The 23199-nt window shown below is 37.0% G+C and carries 10 protein-coding genes; 5 read left to right on the top strand and 5 right to left on the bottom strand.

Features of this window, described 5'->3' with window-relative positions; translation table 11 throughout:
- Positions 1-11: 11 nt before the first annotated feature.
- Together DHD80_RS07195 and DHD80_RS07190 are read right to left on the bottom strand one after the other, a co-directional pair.
- Positions 12-3236, bottom strand: a complete 3225-nt coding sequence (locus tag DHD80_RS07195; RefSeq protein ID WP_251740482.1) for a glycoside hydrolase family 2 TIM barrel-domain containing protein — start codon at positions 3234-3236, stop codon at positions 12-14.
- A 385-nt stretch (positions 3237-3621) separates the two neighbouring features.
- Positions 3622-7719: a hybrid sensor histidine kinase/response regulator transcription factor gene (locus DHD80_RS07190; RefSeq protein ID WP_251740481.1), complete on the bottom strand. Its 4098-nt coding sequence runs from the start codon at positions 7717-7719 to the stop codon at positions 3622-3624.
- 311 nt (positions 7720-8030) lie between these two features.
- On the opposite strand from DHD80_RS07190, the gene DHD80_RS07185 reads away from it, so the two are divergent.
- From DHD80_RS07185 to DHD80_RS07170, 4 genes are all read left to right on the top strand, one after another.
- Positions 8031-11105, top strand: a complete 3075-nt coding sequence (locus DHD80_RS07185; protein WP_251740480.1) for a TonB-dependent receptor — start codon at positions 8031-8033, stop codon at positions 11103-11105.
- A 10-nt stretch (positions 11106-11115) separates the two neighbouring features.
- The gene (locus DHD80_RS07180; protein WP_251740479.1) at positions 11116-12660 is read left to right on the top strand and encodes a RagB/SusD family nutrient uptake outer membrane protein; all 1545 of its coding nucleotides are present in this window, start codon (positions 11116-11118) and stop codon (positions 12658-12660) included.
- 82 nt (positions 12661-12742) lie between these two features.
- Entirely contained in the window at positions 12743-14239 is a 1497-nt protein-coding gene (locus tag DHD80_RS07175) for an arylsulfatase (protein ID WP_251740478.1), read from the top strand.
- Between the two features lie 34 nt (positions 14240-14273).
- Positions 14274-15206 carry a hypothetical protein gene (locus DHD80_RS07170; RefSeq protein WP_251740477.1) on the top strand — a complete coding sequence of 311 codons (933 nt, stop codon included), beginning with the start codon at positions 14274-14276 and terminating at the stop codon, positions 15204-15206.
- A 707-nt stretch (positions 15207-15913) separates the two neighbouring features.
- On the opposite strand, the gene DHD80_RS07165 is transcribed toward DHD80_RS07170, so the two are convergent.
- From DHD80_RS07165 to DHD80_RS07155, 3 genes are all read right to left on the bottom strand, one after another.
- The gene (locus DHD80_RS07165) at positions 15914-17044 is read right to left on the bottom strand and encodes an alpha-L-fucosidase (RefSeq protein ID WP_251740476.1); all 1131 of its coding nucleotides are present in this window, start codon (positions 17042-17044) and stop codon (positions 15914-15916) included.
- 189 nt (positions 17045-17233) lie between these two features.
- Entirely contained in the window at positions 17234-18862 is a 1629-nt protein-coding gene (locus tag DHD80_RS07160) for a glycoside hydrolase family 172 protein (protein ID WP_251740475.1), read from the bottom strand.
- A 145-nt stretch (positions 18863-19007) separates the two neighbouring features.
- On the bottom strand, positions 19008-20516 hold the full coding sequence (locus tag DHD80_RS07155; RefSeq protein ID WP_251740474.1) for a sulfatase-like hydrolase/transferase: 1509 nt from the start codon (positions 20514-20516) through the stop codon (positions 19008-19010).
- Positions 20517-21099: 583 nt separating this feature from the next.
- Between DHD80_RS07155 and DHD80_RS07150 the strand changes: the two genes are divergently transcribed.
- On the top strand, positions 21100-23181 hold the full coding sequence (locus DHD80_RS07150) for a sulfatase-like hydrolase/transferase (protein ID WP_251740473.1): 2082 nt from the start codon (positions 21100-21102) through the stop codon (positions 23179-23181).
- The last annotated feature ends 18 nt before the right edge of the window (positions 23182-23199 follow it).

Here is a 23199-nt window from a genome sequence, read left to right as displayed (position 1 = left end):
AATTGAGTGCTTTACTCCTCAAACGGGATCTCCGGTATTGTCGTTCTACCCTGGTTTTTATTTAGGGAAATAGGACTGATTATAAAGCTATACGAATAGTCTTTAGCAGGAATACGGAATTGCTCATGAGGAAGTGCATTTTTTGACCAACTGTCATCACCACCCACACCCATTTGTTTCAAATCTACATTTACAGTGATAAAATCCTGAGTTTCTAAATCGTAGGTATGTAATGCCTTTTCAATATTTTCCGTGGTGTAGGGCCAGGCACTGATACTTAAATTATCTGAAATCCCGGTGATTTTTAATCCTGTATGGTTGGTATTGGTTAGTGAAAACCAACGTACTTCAGTTTTGTTACTGCTTTCTTGTGGTCTGATATAAGAATGATAATCATCCTTTACCGATTGTTGATACAAATCAACATCTGCCGCCTTTTCCCGATCACTATAATTCTCGAAGGGCCCTTTTCCCAGCCAGGTGAACTGGTCTAAGCTTTTGGGGATTTGAAACTGCAATCCTATTTTGGGCATCATTGGTAGGTCTTTCCCGGCTTCAAAATTAGTGTTTACCAGTATTTTTCCATTACCATAGACAGTGTAGTTAACGGTCATTTTAATAGAAGTTTCAGGAAATGAATAGGCAACTACTGTATAGATTTCATTTTCATTCCGTTGGAATATCTTAAAATCAGAAATTTCTGCCTTTCTGGAAGCTTCATGCCAAATAGCGAGGTTTTTGAGGGTATTTCCGCCGCCACGATCGTTATCTGTAGAGGGTCTCCAGAAATTGGGTTTAAAGCCCTGATTTATTAATTCTTCGCCTTTAAATTTATAGCTTTTTAGTCCTTCTTCGGGATCAAAAGTGATAGTGAAATCTTTTCCTTTCACCGTATTATTTTTAAGCGTGATTTTTGCTGTTTTCGATGACGCAAAAGTTTCCGGTTTCTTGCCGAAAGGAAGCTTAAATTGTTGGCAGGCTATTTCATGACCGCTCGGAGCCCATTTTTGACCATTTTTAAGTGTGAAGGCAAGTCTTAGGAAATACTCTGCTCCGGCTTTAAGCCTTGGTTTTTTGAAAGGGATCTCCAGATTTTTGGATTGATTTGGTTTCAATGAAACTGGAGAAATTTTTCCTTCTGAAATCACCTTTCCATCCTCCTGTAACTGCCAGGAAATATTAAACTGATCCAGATTGGTGAAATCGTGCCGGTTAGTTACTGAAATAATCCCTTCCTCCAGATTCACGGCCTGCATATCTACCGGCTGAAATATCTTCTTACATTCCCATAATGCCGGTTTTGGCTCCCTTGCAGGATCAACCACCCCATTAAGGCAAAAATTACCACTGTTGATCTCGGTATCACCCATATCTCCTCCGTAAGCATAAAAATTTTCACCGTCATCAGTTTTCTGAAGCAAACCCTGGTCTACCCAGTCCCAGATAAATCCGCCAATCATATGTTTATTTTCCCGGATAGCATCCCAGAATTCAAAAAGGTTTCCGGTAGAATTTCCCATGGAATGGGCATACTCACACCAGATCACCGGGCGATCTTCTTCTTCCCAATTGGCCATGTTAACCATATATTTAATAGGGGAATACATTCGGCTCACCATATCCACATACATGGGGTCTCTAAGCAACTTATCCTCAATCTTTTTGGCGCCGCCGGTAGTTTGTGCACCTTCATAATGTACCGGCCTCGTGGGATCAAAATTCTGGATCCAGCGGGCCATTGTGGCGTGGTTAAAACCTGAACCCGATTCATTTCCAAGGGACCAGATTATTATGGAAGGATGATTTTTGTCCCGCTGAACCATTCTAACCGCCCGTTGCAGGAACGAGTCGGTCCAGGCAGCATCGTTGCTTAGTTTTCCACCCAATCCATGTGTTTCAAGGTTGGCCTCGTCCATTACATACAAGCCGTATTCATCGCATAATTCGTAGAAACGCTCATCGTTTGGATAGTGTGAAGTTCTAACAGCATTAAAATTGAACTTCTTCATTAGTTCTATGTCTTGGATCATCAGTTCTTCGCTTACCACTTTTCCGGTTTCCGGACTGTGATCATGGCGGTTCACACCATAAAAGAGTATTGGCTCCCCATTAAGCAAGAACTGCCCGTCTTTAATTTCAGTTTCTCTAAACCCAACTTTCGTACTCCTATATTCTGAAATAATGCCATTTTTATCTTTAAGGCTGAAAACCAGCGTATATAAATTTGGATTTTCAGCACTCCATTTTTTCGGATTTTCTAACATTACTTCCATGAGTGGCCATGCCGGCTTTCCACGCTGGCCGTACTTCTCATTGAAAATATCGCTGGCTTTCATGCTCAATTCTTCAGGAAGCACCGGGTTGTTTTCGGCATCGTAAAGCTGGGCATTCAGCATCAGGCCATCCAGGGAAGCATCATCAAAAACCTTAATTTTTGGCCTTAACTGAAGGCTTGCGTTTTTGTAATTTTCATCCAGATCGGTTCGTACGGCGAAATCATAAATTTGTGTTTTTGGCGCTGCGGAAAGGTAAACATCTCGTTGTATCCCGCTTAAACGCCAGTGGTCCTGATCTTCCAAATATACGCCGTCACTCCAGCGATAGACTTTTACCGCCAATTGGTTTTTACCATCTTTAAGATATGGGGTGATGTCAAAATGCGTGGGCAGCATACTATCTTCACTATATCCAACTAGTTTACCATTCACCCAAACATAATATGCTGAACTTACCCCTCCAAAAGTCAGGCTTATTTGCATATCTTTCCAACTATCAGGAACTTCAAATTTGGTCCTGTAGCTGCCAACCGGATTATCATCTTTGGGAGTAAACGGGGGATTAACCGGTTCAAAGGGATATTTTGTATTGGTATAGATGGCTGTACCGTAACCATGTAATTCCCAGTTTGCAGGAACAGGAATGGTTTTCCAGGACTTAGCATTAAAATCGCTTTTATAGAACGCTAATGGAGCTTCTTCAGGAACCGAGGCAAAACTGAATTTCCAGTCACCATTAAGCGATTTATATCTTGAGGAAGATTTGCGGTCGCCAGAAAGGGCTTTGTCAAGGCTGGTGTAGGATACTGAAGTAGCTTTTGAAGGCATTCTGTTGATACCTGAAACCTGTGGATCTTCCCAGGGTTTTATTTGGGTATCCACAATTTCATTTTGAAATGCATATAAGTGGTGGGATATCATGAATTGTATTAAGATACATACTGCAACATTCCTTTTCATAATTAGGGTTCAATTAAGGTTTTTCTATAAGAGCTAAAAGTAGATGCTTTAGCTTGACTTTATCACCCACCTTTGTTTCAAAAATGTGTATATAATGTATAATATGGCACTTTCCAGTCTGGATAAACTGTTTATTTTATATTGAAGCTGTTTTTCCTAAAAACTAAAAGTAATTCTTGGAATGCTTGGGAGAAGAAAATTAAATTGTAGATCCGCTTTATGTCCTATAGTTGTTTCGTCACCCTGAATTTATTTCAGGGTCTCAATTTACAATATTGATTATTAGTGTTATATGATTCTGAACCAAGTTCAGAATGACGTTATTTATCATTCTTAGGATACTTTACGGATATACATAAATTAAAAATTAAATAATTCTAATTTTTTAATTTTCTGTTAAGGTTTTTTCAGTAAATTTTTTAGCATAATCTGAAGGACTCATTCCATATTCCTTATGAAAGCATTTACTGAAATATTTCTGACTTTTAAAACCGGTCATATAAGCAATTTCAGAAATATAGAGACTGTTTTTTTGAAGCAGTTGTTTGGCTCTTTTGAGTTTGATTTGCTTTATAAAGTTAACAGGAGTCTCGTTTAAAATGGCTTGTAATTTTCTATATAGATTTGCCCGGCTCATCCCAACTTCAGAAGCCAAATATTCCACACTTAACAAATTATCGTCCATGGACTCTTCAATAATGACGATTAACTTTTTAATAAATTTTTCATCATTTGATTCAAATTCCGGAGTGGAAGGTTCCGTCGAAATTACTTTGCTAAACTTTTCTTTTAAGACTCTTCTGGATTCCAGGGTATTCTTAATCTTCCATTTAACAAATTCCAGGCTAAAAGGCTTTTCAATATAATCATCAGCCCCAAGTTCCAGACATTGTAATTTTACCTCGTGAGAATCCCGGGCCGTTAACATGAAAACAGGGATATGATTTATTTCACGAGTAGCTTTAATTTTTTTGAGCATGGTAATTCCATCTGTCACCGGCATTAATATATCACTAACGATTAAGTTAGGTTTTTCCTGTAGGGCAAGATTATATCCCTCTTCACCGTTTGATGCTTCCAATACCACATAGAGATTTAGAAGTTCTTCTTTCATCATCCTTCTTAATTCTTGATTATCTTCAACTAAAAGGACTTTCAATTTCCATTTACTTTTATCGCTGGTCTGGCCAGTTACTTCCGGAGTATCAGGCGACTTTAGAAGTAATTCCGAGTCCAGTTTTTTCCTAATATAATTAGCAGATTTCTTTACTCTCTCTGTTTTTTTATAATGTGATTTTTGTTTTGGCAGTACAAAAGTGAATTCTGTAAAATTATTTTCTTCACTTTCTACTTTTATTGCACCATGGTGATTTTCAACTAGTTTATAAACCAGTTCCATTCCTATTCCCGTACCAGGAATTTGATTGCTGGGCATATTAGTAGCCTGGTAGTAACGATCAAAGATCAGAGCCATATCTTTTTTGGAGATTCCACAACCGTTGTCCCTTATTGAACATTCTATATATTTACCTGGTTTAAAATTTGTGTCGGAATAATCTAATTCATGCCCTTCTTTGCGAGTAACTGTTATTAATATTTCTCCTTTTTCGGGAGTATATTTAAATGCGTTTGAAAGTAAATTGAAAAGAATTTTTTCTAATATTTCCTCATCGTACCAGGCTTTAAGATGCTTGTAATCTGATTTTAGTTTATATTGAATGTGATAAATTCTAGCAAAATCATTAAAAGCATTTTTTATTAATTGGATGTCTTCTATTATATTACTTTTTGAAACCTTAAGTTTAAATTTTCCCACATCATATTTTCTAATATCCATAATATGATTTATCAATCTTTTCATCCTCAAAGAATTGCCATGGATGCGTTTAGCAGTAAGCGGACTTAATTTATAGGTGCCATCAGCTATAATCTTTTCAATAGTTCCCATAATCAAAGTAAGTGGTGTACGGAGTTCGTGGGAAATATCAGTGAAGAATACCATTTTCATCCTATTCAGTTCATTGTCTTTTTGTCTGCTTATAGTTTCTGCTACCAGATGTTTCTTGAGTCTGTACCATCTTCTAATTAAGACGAAAGCTATGGAAATAATACCTATAATTACTAAAAAGTAAATGAGTATAGCTATGGGACTTAGCCAAACAGGCGGATGGATCCTAAAACTAAATGTTGCAGGATTGTTATTCCAGATCCCATCACTGTTGGAACTCTTTACTTTGAAAGTATAATCTCCAGGAGCTAGGTCATGATAATTTACATTCCTATCTGCAGCAGTAGTATAGATCCAATAATCATTTAATCCTTCAAGTCTATAAGCAAACCTGTTCTTATTTGGGGCGGTGAGATCTAAAGAGGAGAATTTAATAGATAAGTTGTTATTGTTGTACGGGAGCTCTAATAATGTGGTGTCATTTATATTATATTCCGTTTCGGCATTCATGGATGTATTGTTGGGGGCAGCCGTTCCTAAAACATTAAAACTTGTTATTACTGTTTTGGGCTCCAGGTTAGTTTGAGAAAAATCCTGGGTGTGAATGGAGTAGAATCCGTCTGTTGATCCGAAATAAATATCTCCTGTACCACGATCTACAGCACTGGAATTAAAAATAAATTGAGTTTCCGTAACCCCGTCTTCCGTCCCAAAATTCAGAAATTTTTCTTCTTTAATATTAAATCGAGAAAGTCCATTTTGGGTGCTTAGCCATAAGTGACCCTTATTATCTATTTCCATAGCAGATATAATACTGGAGTTTAAACCTTCTTTAATACTATAAGATTTGAACTGGCCGGTAGTTTTATTTAACACATTAAGCCCGCCACCACGGGTGCCTATCCAAATATTACCCGTTTCATCTTCCAGCAGGCATAGAATGGCGTTAGAAGTTAATCCTGACTCTTTGCTCGGAAGGTAACTTTGCAAGGTCTCATCTATTGTATTAGCAAAGTATAGTCCTTCACCCCTGGTGCCTATCCAAATATTTCCATGACTGTCACGCATCAAAACAGAAATATTATATTGCTTTAGGGCTTTGATAACCATGTTTTCAAATTCCCCAATTGAAGTGGCCGTGTTCACTATATCCATGCCGCCGCTCCATAAGCCTACCCAAATTTTGTTATTATTAACAGGGAGAATATCTTTGACGGAACGCTGGTAACTCTTTATCGTATCGAACTCTAATATACCCTGATTGGATATATTGCCGGTTTTAAGAAGATGATTATTACTGGAGATATAAAAACCCTCATTGAGGTGATCTTTTTTGATTGCTTCCGTAGTATTTTTTATAGGGCTTTTTAGAAATCTTTTTTTCTTTATATTATAAAGATGAAGACCGTTTTTTTCCAATCCAATCAATAAATTGTTTTGATTTATAGAGTAGAGCGCATGAACAAAATCATTTTCCAAATTATCAGGAAGGGGATGGTATTCAAAAACTGAATTCCTGCCTATATATTTATTTACACCTTTTAAGGTCCCAATCCATAAATTTCCATAAGAATCAATATTCGTGGAGTATATGTGATCACTCAGTAAACTATTTTTTGCTACTTGACTTTTATTAATATAATTCCAGGAATACTGATTATTTTGTCGGATTCCTCTATATAAGCCCTTAGTAGAACCAAGCCAAACTGTTTTATTTTCAGGATTGATAGCAACGGAGGTAGGGAGCGCTTCTGAATTACTTTTTGATAAAAAGTTTGAGTAGATCTCAAGGATTTCCAACTTCGCTCCATTTTTTTCATATTCCAGTATGGAAACTCCGTTTTTAGTTACGGCGAGAAAAGAATTGGGAGAATAATATTTTAGCTCTCTTATATCCCAATCAATATTTGTAGGGATTAATTTACCATCTTTCAATAAAAATATTCCTTCAGGAGAGCCAATCCATTTTCTATTATGAATATCATTTAGCATAAAGCTAACCTGGTTGATCTGGAAATCATTCCCATTGTAGGATATTATTTCACAAAAGTTTTCTTCCGTAGGATTAGTGGAAATCTTTATTTTAAACAACCCCGTTTTTCCCAGGCTACACCAACTACTGTTATCAGTAGTTAGTAGTACTTTAGCAGCCTTGTTTTTAAAGAAACCTTTAAATGTATTTTTTTTCCGGTTATAGAAAATAAGATAGCTTTCACTGCCCAACCACAAATTCTGATTTTTATCCTCTGCTATTGAATTAATATTATTATTGGGCAGGCTGTTTTCATCAAATACATCATATTGATATTTCTTTAGGTTATAACCATCATAGCGATATAAACCGCTATTTGTTCCAATCCATAAAAATCCCATCGAATCCTCAAATGTAACATTGGTTTTTTTGTTGAAAACATTCCCGTCAATTTGTAACTCGTGGAATAAGCTAGGCTTATTAGAATTTTGTCCATGCGCTCCAACTAAAATTAGATGAAACAACCAGACAATCAGAAATAAATGTTTATATGAAGAATTCATAAACGTTAAATACTTGCTGCTTTTTATTATAAAAATATCATTTGAACATAAGAAAACGAAAAATATAGAAAAATTCGTGCTCTAAAATTGCTAATATCTGAATAAAAATCAGTGTTAACGAATTTAACAAAAACAGATGTTGAAAAAAGAGGTGCAAAATGTTGCATTAGTCTTTTAAACTTAAAGAATTAGAACTTTTGCAACATTTTAATCTAGATATTGATATAATTACTATTAAAAGTCTGTTTAGTTTTGATCACTTACAATTGCGGAATGAATCGAAAATGGTTCTTTAACTAATATTATTTAACATGAAATTAAAATTATCTATTGTTCTATTTCTCTGTAGTTTTTCAATAATGGCACAAAAAACCATTACGGGAACAGTTACCGATGAGGAGAATATTCCATTACCGGGTGTAAATGTCATAATTAAGGACTCTAATGTTGGGGTAGTTACTGATTTTGATGGTAATTATAGTATTGAAGCATCAGAATCTGACATTTTAGAATTTTCTTATTTGGGATTTGCTGCACAATCTTTTCAAGTAGGAGATAAAATAAATATAAATGTCACTATGGCTGCCGACAATGAAATGCTGGATCAGGTAGTTGTGATCGGCTATGGTACTACCAGTAAAAAAGATCTGGTTTCTTCAGTTTCATCGGTAAAGGCAGAAGTCCTGGAGAATCAACCCGTATCAAGAGTTGATCAGGCTTTACAGGGCCGGGCCGCTGGGGTTGAAGTTACCTCGAATGATGGTGCCCCAGGCAGTGGATCTACTATCAGGATTAGAGGTAACAGTTCAATAAATGGAAACAATGATCCTTTATTTGTGGTCGATGGATTTATTGTTGGGACTGGTTTTAATCTCAACAATTTAAATATTAATGACATTGCCTCCATAGAAGTACTAAAAGATGCTACAGCTCTTGCTATTTATGGTACGAGAGGGGCATCTGGCGTGGTAATCATTACAACCAAAGATGGTAAAGGACAACCGATAGGGAAACCTACAATCACGGTAAATTCTTATGTGAGTCTGGATAATTTAGCGAACAAAATAGATATATTGGGAGGGGAACAATATATAGATTACATCAATGAGGCAGCTCAGTTTGTACCGGGCGATCCTGTAGATTTTAATGGCACTTCTTTGCAGCTTGGAATGCGGGATACTTCTTTGCCATTGATTTATGAGAATCCAAGTGAAGTTCCTACTACAGATTGGATTGATGTGGTATCTCAATTAGGAGTAACTCATAATTTAGATGTGTCCATCATGGGTAATTCAAAAAACACCAATTATTATACATCTTTAAATTATTTTAATCAAAAAGGGATAATTCGCGGATCGGGTATAGAAAGAGTAGTCTTTCGAAGTAATCTAGATTACGATATTTCGGACCGATTTAAAGCAGGTTTTCGTTTAAACCTTACTGGCCAAAAGAAAGAAAATAATAAGGTTGGTTTTGGAGGAATCGTTTCTGGCGTAGTTCCTACAAGAACCATCTATGATGAGGAAGGAAACTTTACAGGGATTCATCCTGTTACAGGAAGTCTTCAGCGTAATCCTGAAGCCGATATTCAACTAAGGGTAGATCATGATTTAGTCACTAATATAATTGCAAACTCCTTTTTTGAATATGAGTTATTCACAGATTTTAAACTTAAAAGTACTTTGGGAATTACCCAAAATTTTTATAAAAGTAATCAATACTTGCCAGGTCTATTACCGGAGAGGCTGTTAAATAATAATAGAGGTGGATTTGCCGATATTGACACGAATCAATCTAAGGATATCCTTAATGAGAATACCTTTACCTATAAGAAAGATCTGGGAAAACATTCATTGAATCTTTTGGGTGGTTTTACATGGCAGAAAATAGTTTCCGAAAGTACTTCTTCATCAGCAGATGGATTTCCTAATGATGTTGTAGAATATAATAATCTTTCACTTGGTTCAGATCCAGATTCTTATGAGGTAAATTCTGGCTATAATCAGCGTACTTTAGTATCCTTTCTTGGCCGTCTGACGTATTCATATGATAGCAGATATGTACTTACCCTGGTAGGAAGGCAGGATGGTTCTTCGGTTTTTGAAAAGGGAAATAAATATTCTTTTTTCCCTTCTGCCGGAATTGCCTGGAATATTGATGAAGAAGATTTTATGGAGAATGTAAGCGCCATAAACAGATTAAAATTAAGAGCGAGTTTTGGTAAAGTAGGTGAGCAGGGTGTAAATGCGTATAACTCCTTTGATATTTTTAATTCGCAGTTTAATTATTTTAATGAAAACCTTTACCCTGCAATAATCCTTTCCGGACCTGGTTCGGAAGATTTACAATGGGAAACTACAGAACAGTTAGATTTAGGAATTGAGATTGGATTGTTAAAAAATCGCATCTCATTCGAAGCAGATTACTACCAGAAAACTACAAATGACCTGCTGCTTTTTAGAGATCTTCCCAATACGGCAGGTAACAGGATTCTGGAAAACGTAGGTAGTGTGGAAAACAAAGGCTTTGAGTTACTATTAAATACTATAAATATAGATAAGGAAAATTTCCAGTGGAGTTCGACACTTACTGTTTCCCAAAACAGGAGCAAAGTTCTTGATCTTGGAGCTGAGGAGTTTATTAATATACAATCTACGGGAAACCAGGGAGGAAGTTCAGCGAGATTAATTGTAGGACAGCCAATGCCAGTATTTTTTGGAGCAGAATACCTGGGAACCTACAAGGATCCACAGGAAATTATTGATGATGGTACGCAGGGAAGATCATTTTTAGGTAGCCCACGTTTTAGAGATGTGGATGGGAATGGAACCATCAATACCGCAGATTATTCAGTCATAGGAAGTCCTGAAGCAGATTTCTATGGTGGGTTTAGAAATTCATTTACCTACAAGAATATCAATTTAGATGTCTTTTTTCATGGTTCTTACGGGAATGACATTTTTAATGTCAGGTCTCAAACCTCCTTTTATGGGAGAGGGGATGAAAATTTAGATAATAGAGTTCTAGATAGATACGTAGAAGGTGAAAATGAATTATCCAATGTGCCACGTGCAGGAACTTCTACCAGTCTATTTAACCCCAACAGTACCTTAAACGTAGAAGATGGTTCATACCTCAGGTTGAAACAGGTTACACTGTCTTATGATATACCAGTGGATAAAATGAATCTAGGCAACACCTTTAAATCCATTAATATCTACGCTAGTGGTAGAAACCTTGCCCTTTGGTCTAAATTTAGATTAGGTGATCCGGAAGTAAATAATTTTAGTGCGGGTAGTGGGTTCAATTCAGTTTCCCAAGGGTTCGCGAGTGGGCAGTATCCTTATTCAAGAAGTATAGTTACGGGTATTAAAGTTGAATTTTAATTTAAAACAAATGAGAAATAATAGATTAGTTAGAAATGTAGCAGTATTGTTTTCGGTTTTATTCATTCTGAGTGGCTGTGAAACATTTCTTGAAGAGGATTTAAGAGATCAAATCGCTACCGATAATTTTTTCAATAGCGATCAGGAAGCATTATTAGCTTCTAACGGGCTATATCGAATATTGCATAGAGGGAGTCTTTATAAGACACGAGGATTAGACAATTATCTGGTAAATGGAGCAGATGAAGTTGGACCTAGCAGGAATGTAAATGGTAATATTCACAATTATCGCATAGATGAGGGGATTGCCGATGGAAATGGAACCTGGGGAGGTTTATATGAAATTGTCAGGAATTCATCCCTGGTTATTTCTAATATCGAGGGAAACGAAAAAATTTCAGAAGAGGTAAGAAATCAGGTATTGGGTGAATCCCTTTTCATGAGATCACTCGCTTATTTCCATTTGACCAACCTCTGGGGGGATGTACCTTATTTCAGAGAATTGCTACCCCTTGCAGAATTGGGCAGTCTAGGACGTACCTCAAAAGATCAAATAAGAACTGACATGAAAGCCGATTTGGAACGTGCTATTGAATTACTTCCAGGTAATTACGATGATTCAAATCTCGGTAGGGCTACTAAATGGGCTGCCGCTACTTTAAAAGCAAAGTATCACCTCTTCGATGAAGAATGGGCACTGGCTCTTGAAGAAAGCAAATTTGTTATAGATAATTCACCTCATCGACTTTTAGAGGATTTCGCAGCCGTATTTGATCAGGAGGATATTAGTAATCAATACAATGCAGAACATATTTTTGTGGTAGATTTTACTACAGATCCGGTGTATGGCGATGGTAACACTCAGCGTACAGATGACTATAATCCGCGTTTAAGGGATGAGCCAAAAAATCGAAATGCGGGAACACCTCCAAATTGGCAATTATTGAGGGATGACCTAGATGCTTTAAATCAGGGGATGACTGGTTATGGATGGGCAATTCCTTTACCGGAAATAGCTGATCAGAGTACTTGGCAGGAAGGTGACCTTCGATATGATGCAACAATAGTTACTGAATATTTAGGTTACGAATTAAGCTTTCCATATTTCCGAAAAAACTGGAACCTAAACAATGAATCTCCCAGGGGAAATCATAATGAGAATTATATAGTATTTCGTCTGGCAGATGTTTATTTAATGGCAGCGGAAGCGGAAAATGAATTAAATGGGCCAGATGCGGCTTACCAATATGTGAATAAGGTAAGGGAGAGAGCTTTTGAACCTGACATGCCCTGGAGTGGAATGTCCCAGCAAGAATTTAGAGAAAATTTATACGATGAAAGAAAATTTGAACTTGCCACAGAAGGTCATCGTAGGATGGACCTTATAAGATGGGGGATTCTTCTCGAAACCGTAAAAAATACAGAACATAGACCCTGGAACAATCCAGGTGACAATATTCAACCGTATCATGTTTTACTTCCTATCCCAGAGAGCGAAATATTACTAAACCCTAATTTATTGGAATCTGACCCTACAAATAATGGGTATAGATAAACCACTAATCTAGAAATATAATATTAATAGTGATTTGATTAGGAATAACCCTGTTCCCTGATCCCCCATATTTCAAATTTAGATGAAGCAATACATATTAATGATAATTTGTTTTACCGCTATAAGCTTCTTAAATGCCTGTGCTTTTAAGGATAAAGATAAAAGCGATACCTCAATCACTGATGAAAGGCCGGTAAACAAGCCCAATATTATTTATATACTAGCAGATGATTTAGGTTATGGTGATTTAAGTATATATGGCCAGGAAAAATTTTCAACCCCCAATATAGATAAGCTTGCTGCTGAAGGCATGCTGTTCACCCAGCATTATTCCGGAAGCACGGTGTGCGCCCCTTCCCGTTCTGCACTTTTAACCGGAATGCATACGGGTCATACGGTGGTGCGTGGGAATAAGGAAATACAGCCGGAAGGGCAGTATCCAATTCCGGATGAAACTTACACCTTGGCCGAATCCTTAAAAAAATCAGGCTATAAAACAGGAGCATTTGGAAAATGGGGCCTTGGATTCCCGGGTTCTGAGGGGGACCCAACTAAACAGGGTTTCGACACTTTTTATGGATATAATTGCCAGCGATTAGGACATAATTATTATCCTGAGCACCTCTGGTCAAATAATGACTCTATTGTTCTGGAAAATAATTTTGATGCTGCAAAAAAAGTGTATGCTCCTGAACTTATTCATCAGGAAACATTAAAGTTCATAGATAACAACAAAGAAAAACCCTTCTTTCTATTTGTCGCCTCTATTATACCTCATGCGGAATTAGCAGCGCCAAAGGAGTATATGGAGAAATTTGAATCCAAATTTGAACAGGGCGAAGCCTTTTTCGGAGCTGAAGGGGAAGCATATGGTGACGGGTCGGGAAAGTATGCCACTCAACAAAATCCACGTCAAGCCTATGCGGCTATGGTATCTCTCCTTGATGATCAGGTTGGGGAAATTGTAGAGAAACTTGAAGAAGAAGGACTTACAGATAATACTATTGTAGTTTTTACTTCAGATAACGGTCCACATACCGAGGGAGGTAATGATCCTGAATTTTTTAATAGTAATGGGCCATTTCGTGGAACCAAACGGGATTTATATGAAGGGGGAATTCGCGTCCCGATGATCGTAAAATGGCCTGGCAATATTCAGGAGGGAAGTAGTACCGATCATATTTCGGCTTTCTGGGATATCTTCCCAACCTTTGTAGAAATAGTCGGGGAGAAAGAACCAGAAGATATTGATGGAATCTCTTTCCTTCCTACACTCTTCGGAGAACCCAAGGATCAGGTGGGTCATGAATATTTATACTGGGAATTTCATGAAGCAGGAGGTAGACAAGCGGTGCGGATGGGTGACTGGAAAGCAGTTAAATATAACGTGTTGGAAAATCCAGATGCCCCATTAGAGCTTTATGACCTTAATAAAGATCCGGGAGAAAAGAATAACCTTTCCAATAAATATCCTGAAAAGATTAAAGAAATGGAAGAAGTAATTAACAACGCACGTACCCCTTCCAAAGTTTTCACTTTTAACCAAAGTACATATCTCCAATCTGATAAAGAATTGTGAGGTCTTATTTTAACAACCTTTAAATTAATATAATATGAAAAAAGTATTTTTTGTAAGTCAGTTATTATGTTTTTTGTTGATACTATCCTGTTCAGCACCAGACAAAGAAGAAGAAATTATTGTCTTTGATGCCGCGGCTAAATTTTCAGTAGAGAAAGAATATAAGGGAAATTTAGAAACGATTTTAGGGGACGTAAAGCAAGCTTTTATTCAGGAAAAACTTTCATCTAAAGATCAAATTAATATGTTGGTGAAAGGATTTAAATATGAATTCAAGGTGGATGGAATTCGTATTCCAATTTTTCCAGAAGGGCATATTACAAAAGAACAAAAGCAACTTCTCCATTTCCTTGTTGCCAAATGTAAAGCCGAAAAACTCCTTATTTTTGCAAATCCTGCCAATCACGCTGGGGGTCAACGTATCGCGAATGGAGATTTAGGCGATTTGTCACCTGTACTTGGGGATCAAAAGAAGAGTGATATCCTTGTTAATAGAATTATCTCCTTTGCGGAGGAATTCGAATTGGATTTTATTTCTCCATTTAATGAAGATGCAGCTCCAGGAAGGATATGGAGTGCTGAGCAGATAAATTATATATATGCTTCCATTAAGGGAAATGTGGGCGGTGCAAAATTATTAGGTTCAGATGTCTGGGGATTGCCAGCGGGGATTAAATATTTAGATGAGACTCGTATACTTGATTATGTAGATATCTCTACAACACATAACCTTGGTTTTAATCACGGCAGATGGCAGGAATATATAGAAAAATCTAAAGGTTTCCCAGTTTGGGATTCTGAAGTTAACATGTTTAAAAAATTCGCCAATAGAAAAACGCGAATTGAAGCTGCAATTGATAATGGTGTAAATGGCCTGGTTCTATATAATTCATGGAACATGATCAATCTAAATACGGGTGAAATAGGTTCTAGTGGAAAGAAGTTCAGGGACTATTATTTAAAGTAGAAGGGAAAAATAAATTGATAAATATAGACTAATTAAAAAGTAATCTGGATTAGCCAATTTAAAGTTTAGTTTTAGTTTTTAGGAGAGGGATCAGTGCTACTGAACCCTCTTTTTTTTAAACCATCATTTCGTGAATTTTCTTGTAATTATTAATTGCCCTATTTTCATTTTATGCGCAGGAGATTGAGGTTGTCATAGAAATTAATTAGGTGTTGTCACAATAATATATCCAGCCTAATGTAGATGATCCAAATATGCAATAAAGGCTGTTTTTCCAAAGAAGTGGCCACTTTACTTTTTGATCATGGCTTAAATTTAGAAACAATGTAAAAAACTACTAATTTATACAAGATAAAATATTGGTATAAAAAGATCCGAAATAGACCACCATGATTAATTCAAAAATATTCGCTAGGCAGAACATTTCAGATATAGGAGCTCTGGCGATATTATTATTAGTCTGTTAAGAAAAAAGGAGCCTGTTATTAAATTTGTTGCTTGAAATAGTGGCTATTAACTCGTGCTTTTTTACCAGTTCTTAGGTTGATTCAGGTTGTAAAGTTGTTTATATCTTAAAGCGCCTAACTAAACAGTACAATGCTAATCTACAAGTGTTTGTTACAAAGGGCTATTTACTTATTTTAGATTGGATAGCCCTTTGATTGTATATTTTTAATTATGCTATCCAGATTCGTTATTCCTGTATTTTAAGACTTTGGAAAACCATTTTTTCTAATATGCTCTCCAACAGCTTTGAGCGTTGCAATATCTTGCTTGTCTATAGTTCCATCCGGTTTTGGGGCAATGTTTAATAAGAGGTTTGCATTGTAATCACCAGCATATTCAAGGTTCTCAATTATAGAATCTTTTCCACGATGTTTACCGTCCTTACTTTTGTCATAACCCCATCCGGCTATATGTGTACATATTTCTATAGGCTTACCGGAGTTTACCATTTTTTTGGTTTGTTCTGGCTCATTTTTTAACCAGTGATATTCTGGAGCAAAATAATCTTCTTTCCCATTATACCCCCATTTGGCAGAAATTAAAGAAGCAGGTTGTAACTTTCTAATGAGATCGTAGGTTTCCTGGATCTTAAATTCTTCGGTAGGACCATTCATCGGCACTCCGTGGCCGTCGAGCCAGATGCTTGCTATGGGGCCATAATTAGTCAATAGTTCTTTGAGTTGAGCGTGCATATAATCCAAATAAATATTTAGATCATGTTCTTCTCCATATTTATAGTAGGTTTCCTCAGGGTCGTACTTCGGACGAGCAAAACTGCCCCATCTGTCATTATTTGGTGCGTGAGGATGTCTCCAGTCCCTTCCGTGAGAAAAATATAGACAGAGACCTAATCCTTTTTTAGCGCAAGCATTTGCTAGTTCTTCCACCAGATCACGTTTGGCAGGGGAATTTACACTATTAAAATTTGTGGTTTTGGTATTCCAAAGACAAAAGCTGTCGTGATGTCTTGTGGTAATATTTACATATTTCATTTCGGCTTCAAGAGCCAGATCGGTTATAAAATCGGCATCAAAATTTTCAGCGGTGAACTTATCTTTTAATTTTTCGTACTCCTTGACCCTAATTTGTTCCTTGATCTGTACCCATTCGCCCCTTCCAAGTAACGAGTAAAGCCCATAATGAATAAAAAGCCCAAATTTAGCATCCCGGAACCATTTTAAAGATGCTGCGTGGGGATTTTCAGCATACAAATCACCATAGCCTTGTAAATAGGCGGGATTACCTGGGTTGTTAGAGCATGACATATAAGGACTTAACATCATGGCAGTAGCTGCTAGGCTAGAAAGTTTTAAAAATTCTCTTTTATCCATATAGTATTTCTTAAAATTAATTGTTTAAATACAGTGTGATTCTAATTTAGTTTTTGGTTAAGCTTTATAAGATCTGTTAAATAAAACTTGATTTTGTGCTTTCCGGTTCGTATTAGATTTGAACTGTACCTTGAAAAGGGTAACTTCCTTGAATGTTTTTTATTTAGAACCTTTGTTTTAAACCATGATTTAATTTAGATCTGAATACCAGAAGCATGCCCATTCATAATCTACAGAGCCGCCGTGCCAGTTCCAGGACTCCATGTCGAAACGTAAAGAAGTCATGTAAGGTATTGCATCCAGAGCCCGTACACGTGTATTTACTGAACGTCCACCGTCAATATCTTTCCGGTTAGCTTCTCCAATAGGCTGTCCTACAAAAGGAGTTGCAAACGGATCTGGATACTGACCTCCCCAGGCATAGCCATAATAATCTTCAGTTCCAGTTCCAAAATGGCTAGGAAATGATTCATTATCAACATAAATTTTTTCGTCACCTTCTCCCCACCATCCAGCTACTTCTTTAGTCACTTGTAGTATATCGCCAACATATATTCCTGAATTTTCTAGGCTTATAAAATTGTAGTCTTTACCTTCTTTGGCTGTAGTGTCAAATCCTAAAAGGGATTGATATTTTCCATGAAAATAAAACGTATTATCTGTCCATTTTGTTTTGCTATATCCAATTTCTAAATCTGCAGATATAGTTTCTGTACCATTATTAGATATTGAAACAACAGAGTTTTCTTTAAATGGCATAACCCAAAATGTCGCCATTGTACCGCTTGAATCCATTTTATGGTACCAGTCTGCAACGGGCAATAATTGATCGCCACTACCAAAGAAAAACCCAACAGGCATATCTAATGTTACCTTATTATCGAAAGATAGCTTTATGGATAAATCTTTTACTGCCTGATCTTTATTCTTCGTATTGAGGGATAACATTATACGGTGTATCGCAGCCATTCCACTAATTTCTAGTTTTTGAGATTGCTTTGGTTCCAGATAAAATTCTTCTTTTTGGACTTTAGTCTCTTTTGAAGTTTTCGTTCCGGCAGCATTTAATCGCATAAAGTCACTTAGGTTTTTATTTGTTGTGTTAAGTGCTTCCTTATATTTAGTTGTTGTTTGAGAAGTCATGCTTTCCATTGCTATGGCTTTAGCATCCTCATAGATACGATAATTGATATTATAAAAAAGCCCGTTTCCTGGTGGAGGCCTTTTTACGGGACCTTGATAGGTTATTTTTATATGTTTAGAAAAGGGGATAGGAGCATAAAGGTTATGTCCTAATTTTGCAGGATTTTTGGCTGCTTCATTTTCTTTATTTACTGATAAGCTTGACAAAGGTTTACCTATCATTTTATTTTCTCCTATGAGCGCTCCCGCCTGATCTGCTTCCCAAACAGGAATACTGTCTCCATCGATATAAAATCTAAGAATTGCTTTACGATTAGGGTTGCCACCACTCCAAATACGGGTGACCACCCCTGGGCCACTAACATCTAAAAGCACTTGTTCCACACGCCCGTTTATAGTGTCTATACTTTGAAAATGATTCCAATCATTATTAGCATACCAACCTGCTGTGTCCTCTGGGGTTTTAGAAAGTCGTTGATAACTACTGGCTTGATATTGTTTCCATTTGCCACCAGGGTTTTGAGTTAAAGAGCTTCTATCGGTAAGTTCAGTTAATAAGGTTTCAAAAGTGATAACTTCCTTCTTATTTTTTGAACCTTCTGTAGCATTATTACATGAGGTCAGACTCATTGCAATATAAAAAGATAAAAAAAGCGCTTTATTAAATAATTTCATTAGGAACGTAACAGGTTTAGTTTAAAATAGCTTTGTCTATAATTCAACAAGATGATTGTTAGACCTAGAATTAAGGATGGAAATATAAAGGTCATGGCTTCGCACATGATTTGCTCTAATCCTATTTTAAAATCTACTTAAATTATCAATGATCTGTTTTTTTTGCTTTAGATAGATGAACGTCTTTAAAATATTTGTCTAAGGTATATTCAGGTTGCTTATTATCTGGATGCTGTTTTAATTTGGTATAGTCATACTCCAGGGGTGAAATTTTTTCGGGGTGCATTGTTTCCGGGTCATCCGAATTTTCATGCCATTCTTGCATAACAACTTCAAGTTTTTCCACCTTGTCTTTATAATTAGGATCTTCAGCCAGATTATTGAGTTCTAAAGGGTCTTCCTTCAGGTTAAAGAGCTGCATGTAGTCACGTTCTGGATATTTGATGAGTTTCCACTCTTTAGTGCGCACGGCCCTAACTGTGTGGCGATAGGCGGTATATAAAGAATTACGGGTTTCTATCGAGCCCCCTCTTAGCAAAGGGGCAAAATTTAACCCATCAATATCCTCAGGTAAGGGTACTTCAATGAGATCTGCAAGAGTAGGGAATATGTCATGAAGATAGAGTAGCGCATCTTGAGATTGTCCTTTTGAAATACCTGGGCCACTCATTATAAGGGGAACTTTTGTACTATGTTCGTAAAGGTTTTGTTTTCCCAATAAGCCATGGCTCCCTAAACCGAGGCCATTATCTGAAGCAAAGACAATAATTGTATTGTCATATAAACCTTGCTCTTTCAGTGTATTTATAATATCCCCAATTCGGTCATCCATGTGGCTTATGAGGCCGTAATAATCTGCAATGGATGCCCGTATTATTTCAGGAGTTCTAGGCCAGGGAGCTAGGGTTTCATCCCTAATATTCATATTGTCAAAGGCAAATGGATGTAAAACTTTAAAATTCCCTGGTAAGGGAAGGTTTTGATCTTCATACATACCTATATAATCTTCCCGTGGAGATCTCGGATCGTGTGGTGCACTAAAAGCCACATAGCAGAAAAAAGGGTTTTCTTTGCCTTCTTTAGCATATTCATTTAAATATTCTATAGCAGAATCTGCGAAAAGATCTGTTGAAAAGGATCTGATTTCAGGATCTGTTAATTTATCCGAATCGTCGAGATCTCGAGCTGGAGTTTTATAATGATTTGCCATTCCCTGGGTAAGTATATTCTTGCCCTTGTCAAAACTAGCTTCAAATGAAGCTAGTTCATTGTGCCATTTGCCAGTGCCAAAACTCTCATAACCAAATTTCTTAAAATACATGGGCATGGTAGTCACTCCATTAAGTTTATCATATACATGGAAAAGGCTTTTTCCACTTAAAAGCATGGCTCGGCTGGGGGCGCATATAGCCCCATGATGCCCTCCCATTACATAGGTGTTTTCAAAGCGTGTACCTTCTTTTGCTAATTGATCAATATTAGGTGTTTTAATATAGGTGTTTCCTGAAGCACCGAGGGCATCAGATCTTTGGTCATCAGAAAAAATAAAAAGAATATTAGGTTTTTTCTTTTCAGTTTTCTCCTGGCCATACATAACGCTTATAGAAATAGAGGTTAGAATTGAAAAGAGAAGTGTGCTGAAGGGGTATCTCATATTTAATTTTATTGTTGGAATTACCTGTTCTTCTGGAAAAACTGAAGAGTAATTAATGGTTGATTTTCTTTTTGATACTATAGCTCCCTATAACTAACTTCATTTTTTGTTAATGAACAGGCAAAAATGTAATAAAAAAATGACTATTTAATATTAATCCTGGCTGCTAAATATTGAAGATGTTAAAGTAAATAATGTTTTAAAGGAATGATGGTCTCTGGAGTATCATAATACCCCTATAAATGTTGCAGTCGTAGGAATTAATAAAACTCTCCCATATTGCAACATCTTTCAGTAGTTTTTGAGACTGGTAACTTGAATCCTTTTTATAATTTTAAGAATAATTATTTGTGGCGGAATAAATATTCATCAGGTATTAAATTAACAGTGATCATTTATCATTTATGTTTTTTCTCTTGTCGCACAAAGGGACTATTTCATAAATGTAATAGATGTTTCCATGGCAATCAGGTTTAAGGTAAAAACGGCCTGTTTCGTTTTTCTGAATATTCTGAGTGTGATCAAATTTTACTGTGTATGTTTTTAATCCAACGTTTATAGAAATAAAATATTAGTTCCCAACATGAAAATCCTATATTATATAGCCCTTAGCGCCCTATTACTGGGAGGAAAACAAACACAAGGCCAAACCGGTTCTCAGGCTTCTTCGAAAAAGCCCAATATCATATTTATATTAACAGATGATTTAGGTTATGGTGATATTGGCGTCTTTTACCAAAATGAACGAAAAAATAATAATGATCGTTCCGAACCCTGGGCTTTTACTCCAAACCTCGATAAAATGGCTACGGAAGGAGCTATTTTAACCCAACATTATGCGGCTGCTCCGGTTTGTGCACCATCCAGAGCTTCCCTTCTTTCAGGGCGCAGTCAGGGTCATGCAGAGGTTCGGGATAACCAATTCGATAAAGCACTTGCCGATAATCATACTATGGCCAATGTAATGAAGAAAGCAGGATATGCCACAGCAGCAATTGGAAAATGGGGATTGCAGGGAAAGCAAATAGAAGAAAACAAATGGCCTGCAGAACCTGCTAAAAGAGGATTTGATTATTTCTATGGTTATATGCGGCATGGAGATGGTCATGAGCATTATCCTAAGGAAGGATTATATAGGGGCAAGAAGGATGTATGGAACAATGGGGAGGAAATAAGTGATCAATTAGATAAATCTTATACCGGCGATTTATGGACGGCTGTAGCTAAAGACTGGATTACTAAGCAGGCGCAACAAAAGGATCGGCCATTTTTCATGTACTTGGCCTATGATACTCCCCACGCAGTTTTGGAATTGCCAACTCAGGCGTATCCGGAGGGCGGCGGACTGGATGGAGGCTTGCAATACATCGGTAAGCCCGGCCATATGATTAATACAGCCAGTGGTGAGCCCGATAGTTATATACATCCCGATTATGCCAATGCTACTTATGATGATGACAATGATCCTGCCACTGCTGAAGTGCCCTGGCCCGATACTTATAAACGTTACGCTACAAGTACCCGAAGAATAGATGATGGGGTTGGTGACCTGCTCATGCTTTTAAAAGACCTGAATATCGATGCTAATACCTTGGTAGTCTTTAGTTCTGATAATGGACCTTCCAGGGAATCTTACCTGCCTGAAGAATATGTGAATAACACCCCGGATTTCTTTAATAGCTTTGGCCGGTTCGACGGCATTAAAAGAGATGTCTTGGAAGGTGGGATAAGGGTACCGTTAATTGCACGGTGGCCCGGGCATATTTCAAAAAACACCGTAAGCAACACACCAAGTATCTTTTACGACTGGCTGCCTACCTTTACCGATGCTGCCGGGTTACCAGCGCCTGTGAATACCGATGGTGTTTCACTCCTGCCTTCACTTACCGGTAAAAATGATCAGGAAAAGAGCCTGGTGTATGTTGAATATTTTCATAAAGGTAAAACTCCTGATTACCCGGAATTTCTACCTGAACATCAAAACAAAGGACGGAAACAAATGCAGATGATCCGAAGGGATGAAATGTTGGGGTTACGTTATAATATCCAGTCTCATCATGATGATTTTGAAATATATAATATTCTTAAAGATCCACAACAGCGCAACAATCTGGCGAAAAACGGATCTATGCAGAAATTGCAAGAGGAAATGAAGGCAAAAGTTTTGCGGGTTCGTCGGCCAAATTCAACAGCTCCAAGACCATATGATAGTATAGCTGTACCGGCGGTAAATATAAAAACTACCTCAAAAGGTCTTGTTTGGAAAGCTTTTAATGGAGATTTTCCCTGGTTGCCAAAAATGGAGTTGTTAAACTCATTAGCTCAGGGGACTACTACAAGCTTAAAAAACATGGATTTTGCTAACAATTCCTACGCATACTATTCTCTCGAAGGTTTTATAGAAGTACCTCAGGATGGTGCCTATACCTTTTACTTAATTCCTAAGGAGAGCACCTTTATTAAATTGCATGATGCCGCGCTATTTGATGCCGATTATGATTATCAATCCGGGGAAGAAAAAAAAACAACAATAATGCTGAAAAAAGGTAAACATCCAGTTAGTATCTATCTTAAAAAGGAGAAAGAAAACTCCGGCTTACAAATAAAGTGGCAGGGGCCTGGCTTTTCAAAAAGACCACTTCAAAAATCAGTGTTTTCACATTAAATAGAGGTGGAAAAATAA

The organism is Gramella sp. AN32, from assembly GCF_023718305.1.
GTDB classification, from domain to species: domain Bacteria; phylum Bacteroidota; class Bacteroidia; order Flavobacteriales; family Flavobacteriaceae; genus Christiangramia; species Christiangramia antarctica.
Note: the sequence above shows the minus strand (reverse complement) of the source record. Positions and strands in the feature narration are given on the sequence as shown.

What these genes read in the sequence shown, in the direction of transcription:
- DHD80_RS07195 (WP_251740482.1), bottom strand. Translation starts at nt 3,236, where the DNA reads ATGAAAAGGAATGTTGCAGTATGTATCTTAATACAATTCATGATATCC.
- DHD80_RS07190 (WP_251740481.1), bottom strand. Translation starts at nt 7,719, where the DNA reads ATGAATTCTTCATATAAACATTTATTTCTGATTGTCTGGTTGTTTCAT.
- DHD80_RS07185 (WP_251740480.1), top strand. Translation starts at nt 8,031, where the DNA reads ATGAAATTAAAATTATCTATTGTTCTATTTCTCTGTAGTTTTTCAATA.
- DHD80_RS07180 (WP_251740479.1), top strand. Translation starts at nt 11,116, where the DNA reads ATGAGAAATAATAGATTAGTTAGAAATGTAGCAGTATTGTTTTCGGTT.
- DHD80_RS07175 (WP_251740478.1), top strand. Translation starts at nt 12,743, where the DNA reads ATGAAGCAATACATATTAATGATAATTTGTTTTACCGCTATAAGCTTC.
- DHD80_RS07170 (WP_251740477.1), top strand. Translation starts at nt 14,274, where the DNA reads ATGAAAAAAGTATTTTTTGTAAGTCAGTTATTATGTTTTTTGTTGATA.
- DHD80_RS07165 (WP_251740476.1), bottom strand. Translation starts at nt 17,044, where the DNA reads ATGGATAAAAGAGAATTTTTAAAACTTTCTAGCCTAGCAGCTACTGCC.
- DHD80_RS07160 (WP_251740475.1), bottom strand. Translation starts at nt 18,862, where the DNA reads ATGAAATTATTTAATAAAGCGCTTTTTTTATCTTTTTATATTGCAATG.
- DHD80_RS07155 (WP_251740474.1), bottom strand. Translation starts at nt 20,516, where the DNA reads ATGAGATACCCCTTCAGCACACTTCTCTTTTCAATTCTAACCTCTATT.
- DHD80_RS07150 (WP_251740473.1), top strand. Translation starts at nt 21,100, where the DNA reads ATGAAAATCCTATATTATATAGCCCTTAGCGCCCTATTACTGGGAGGA.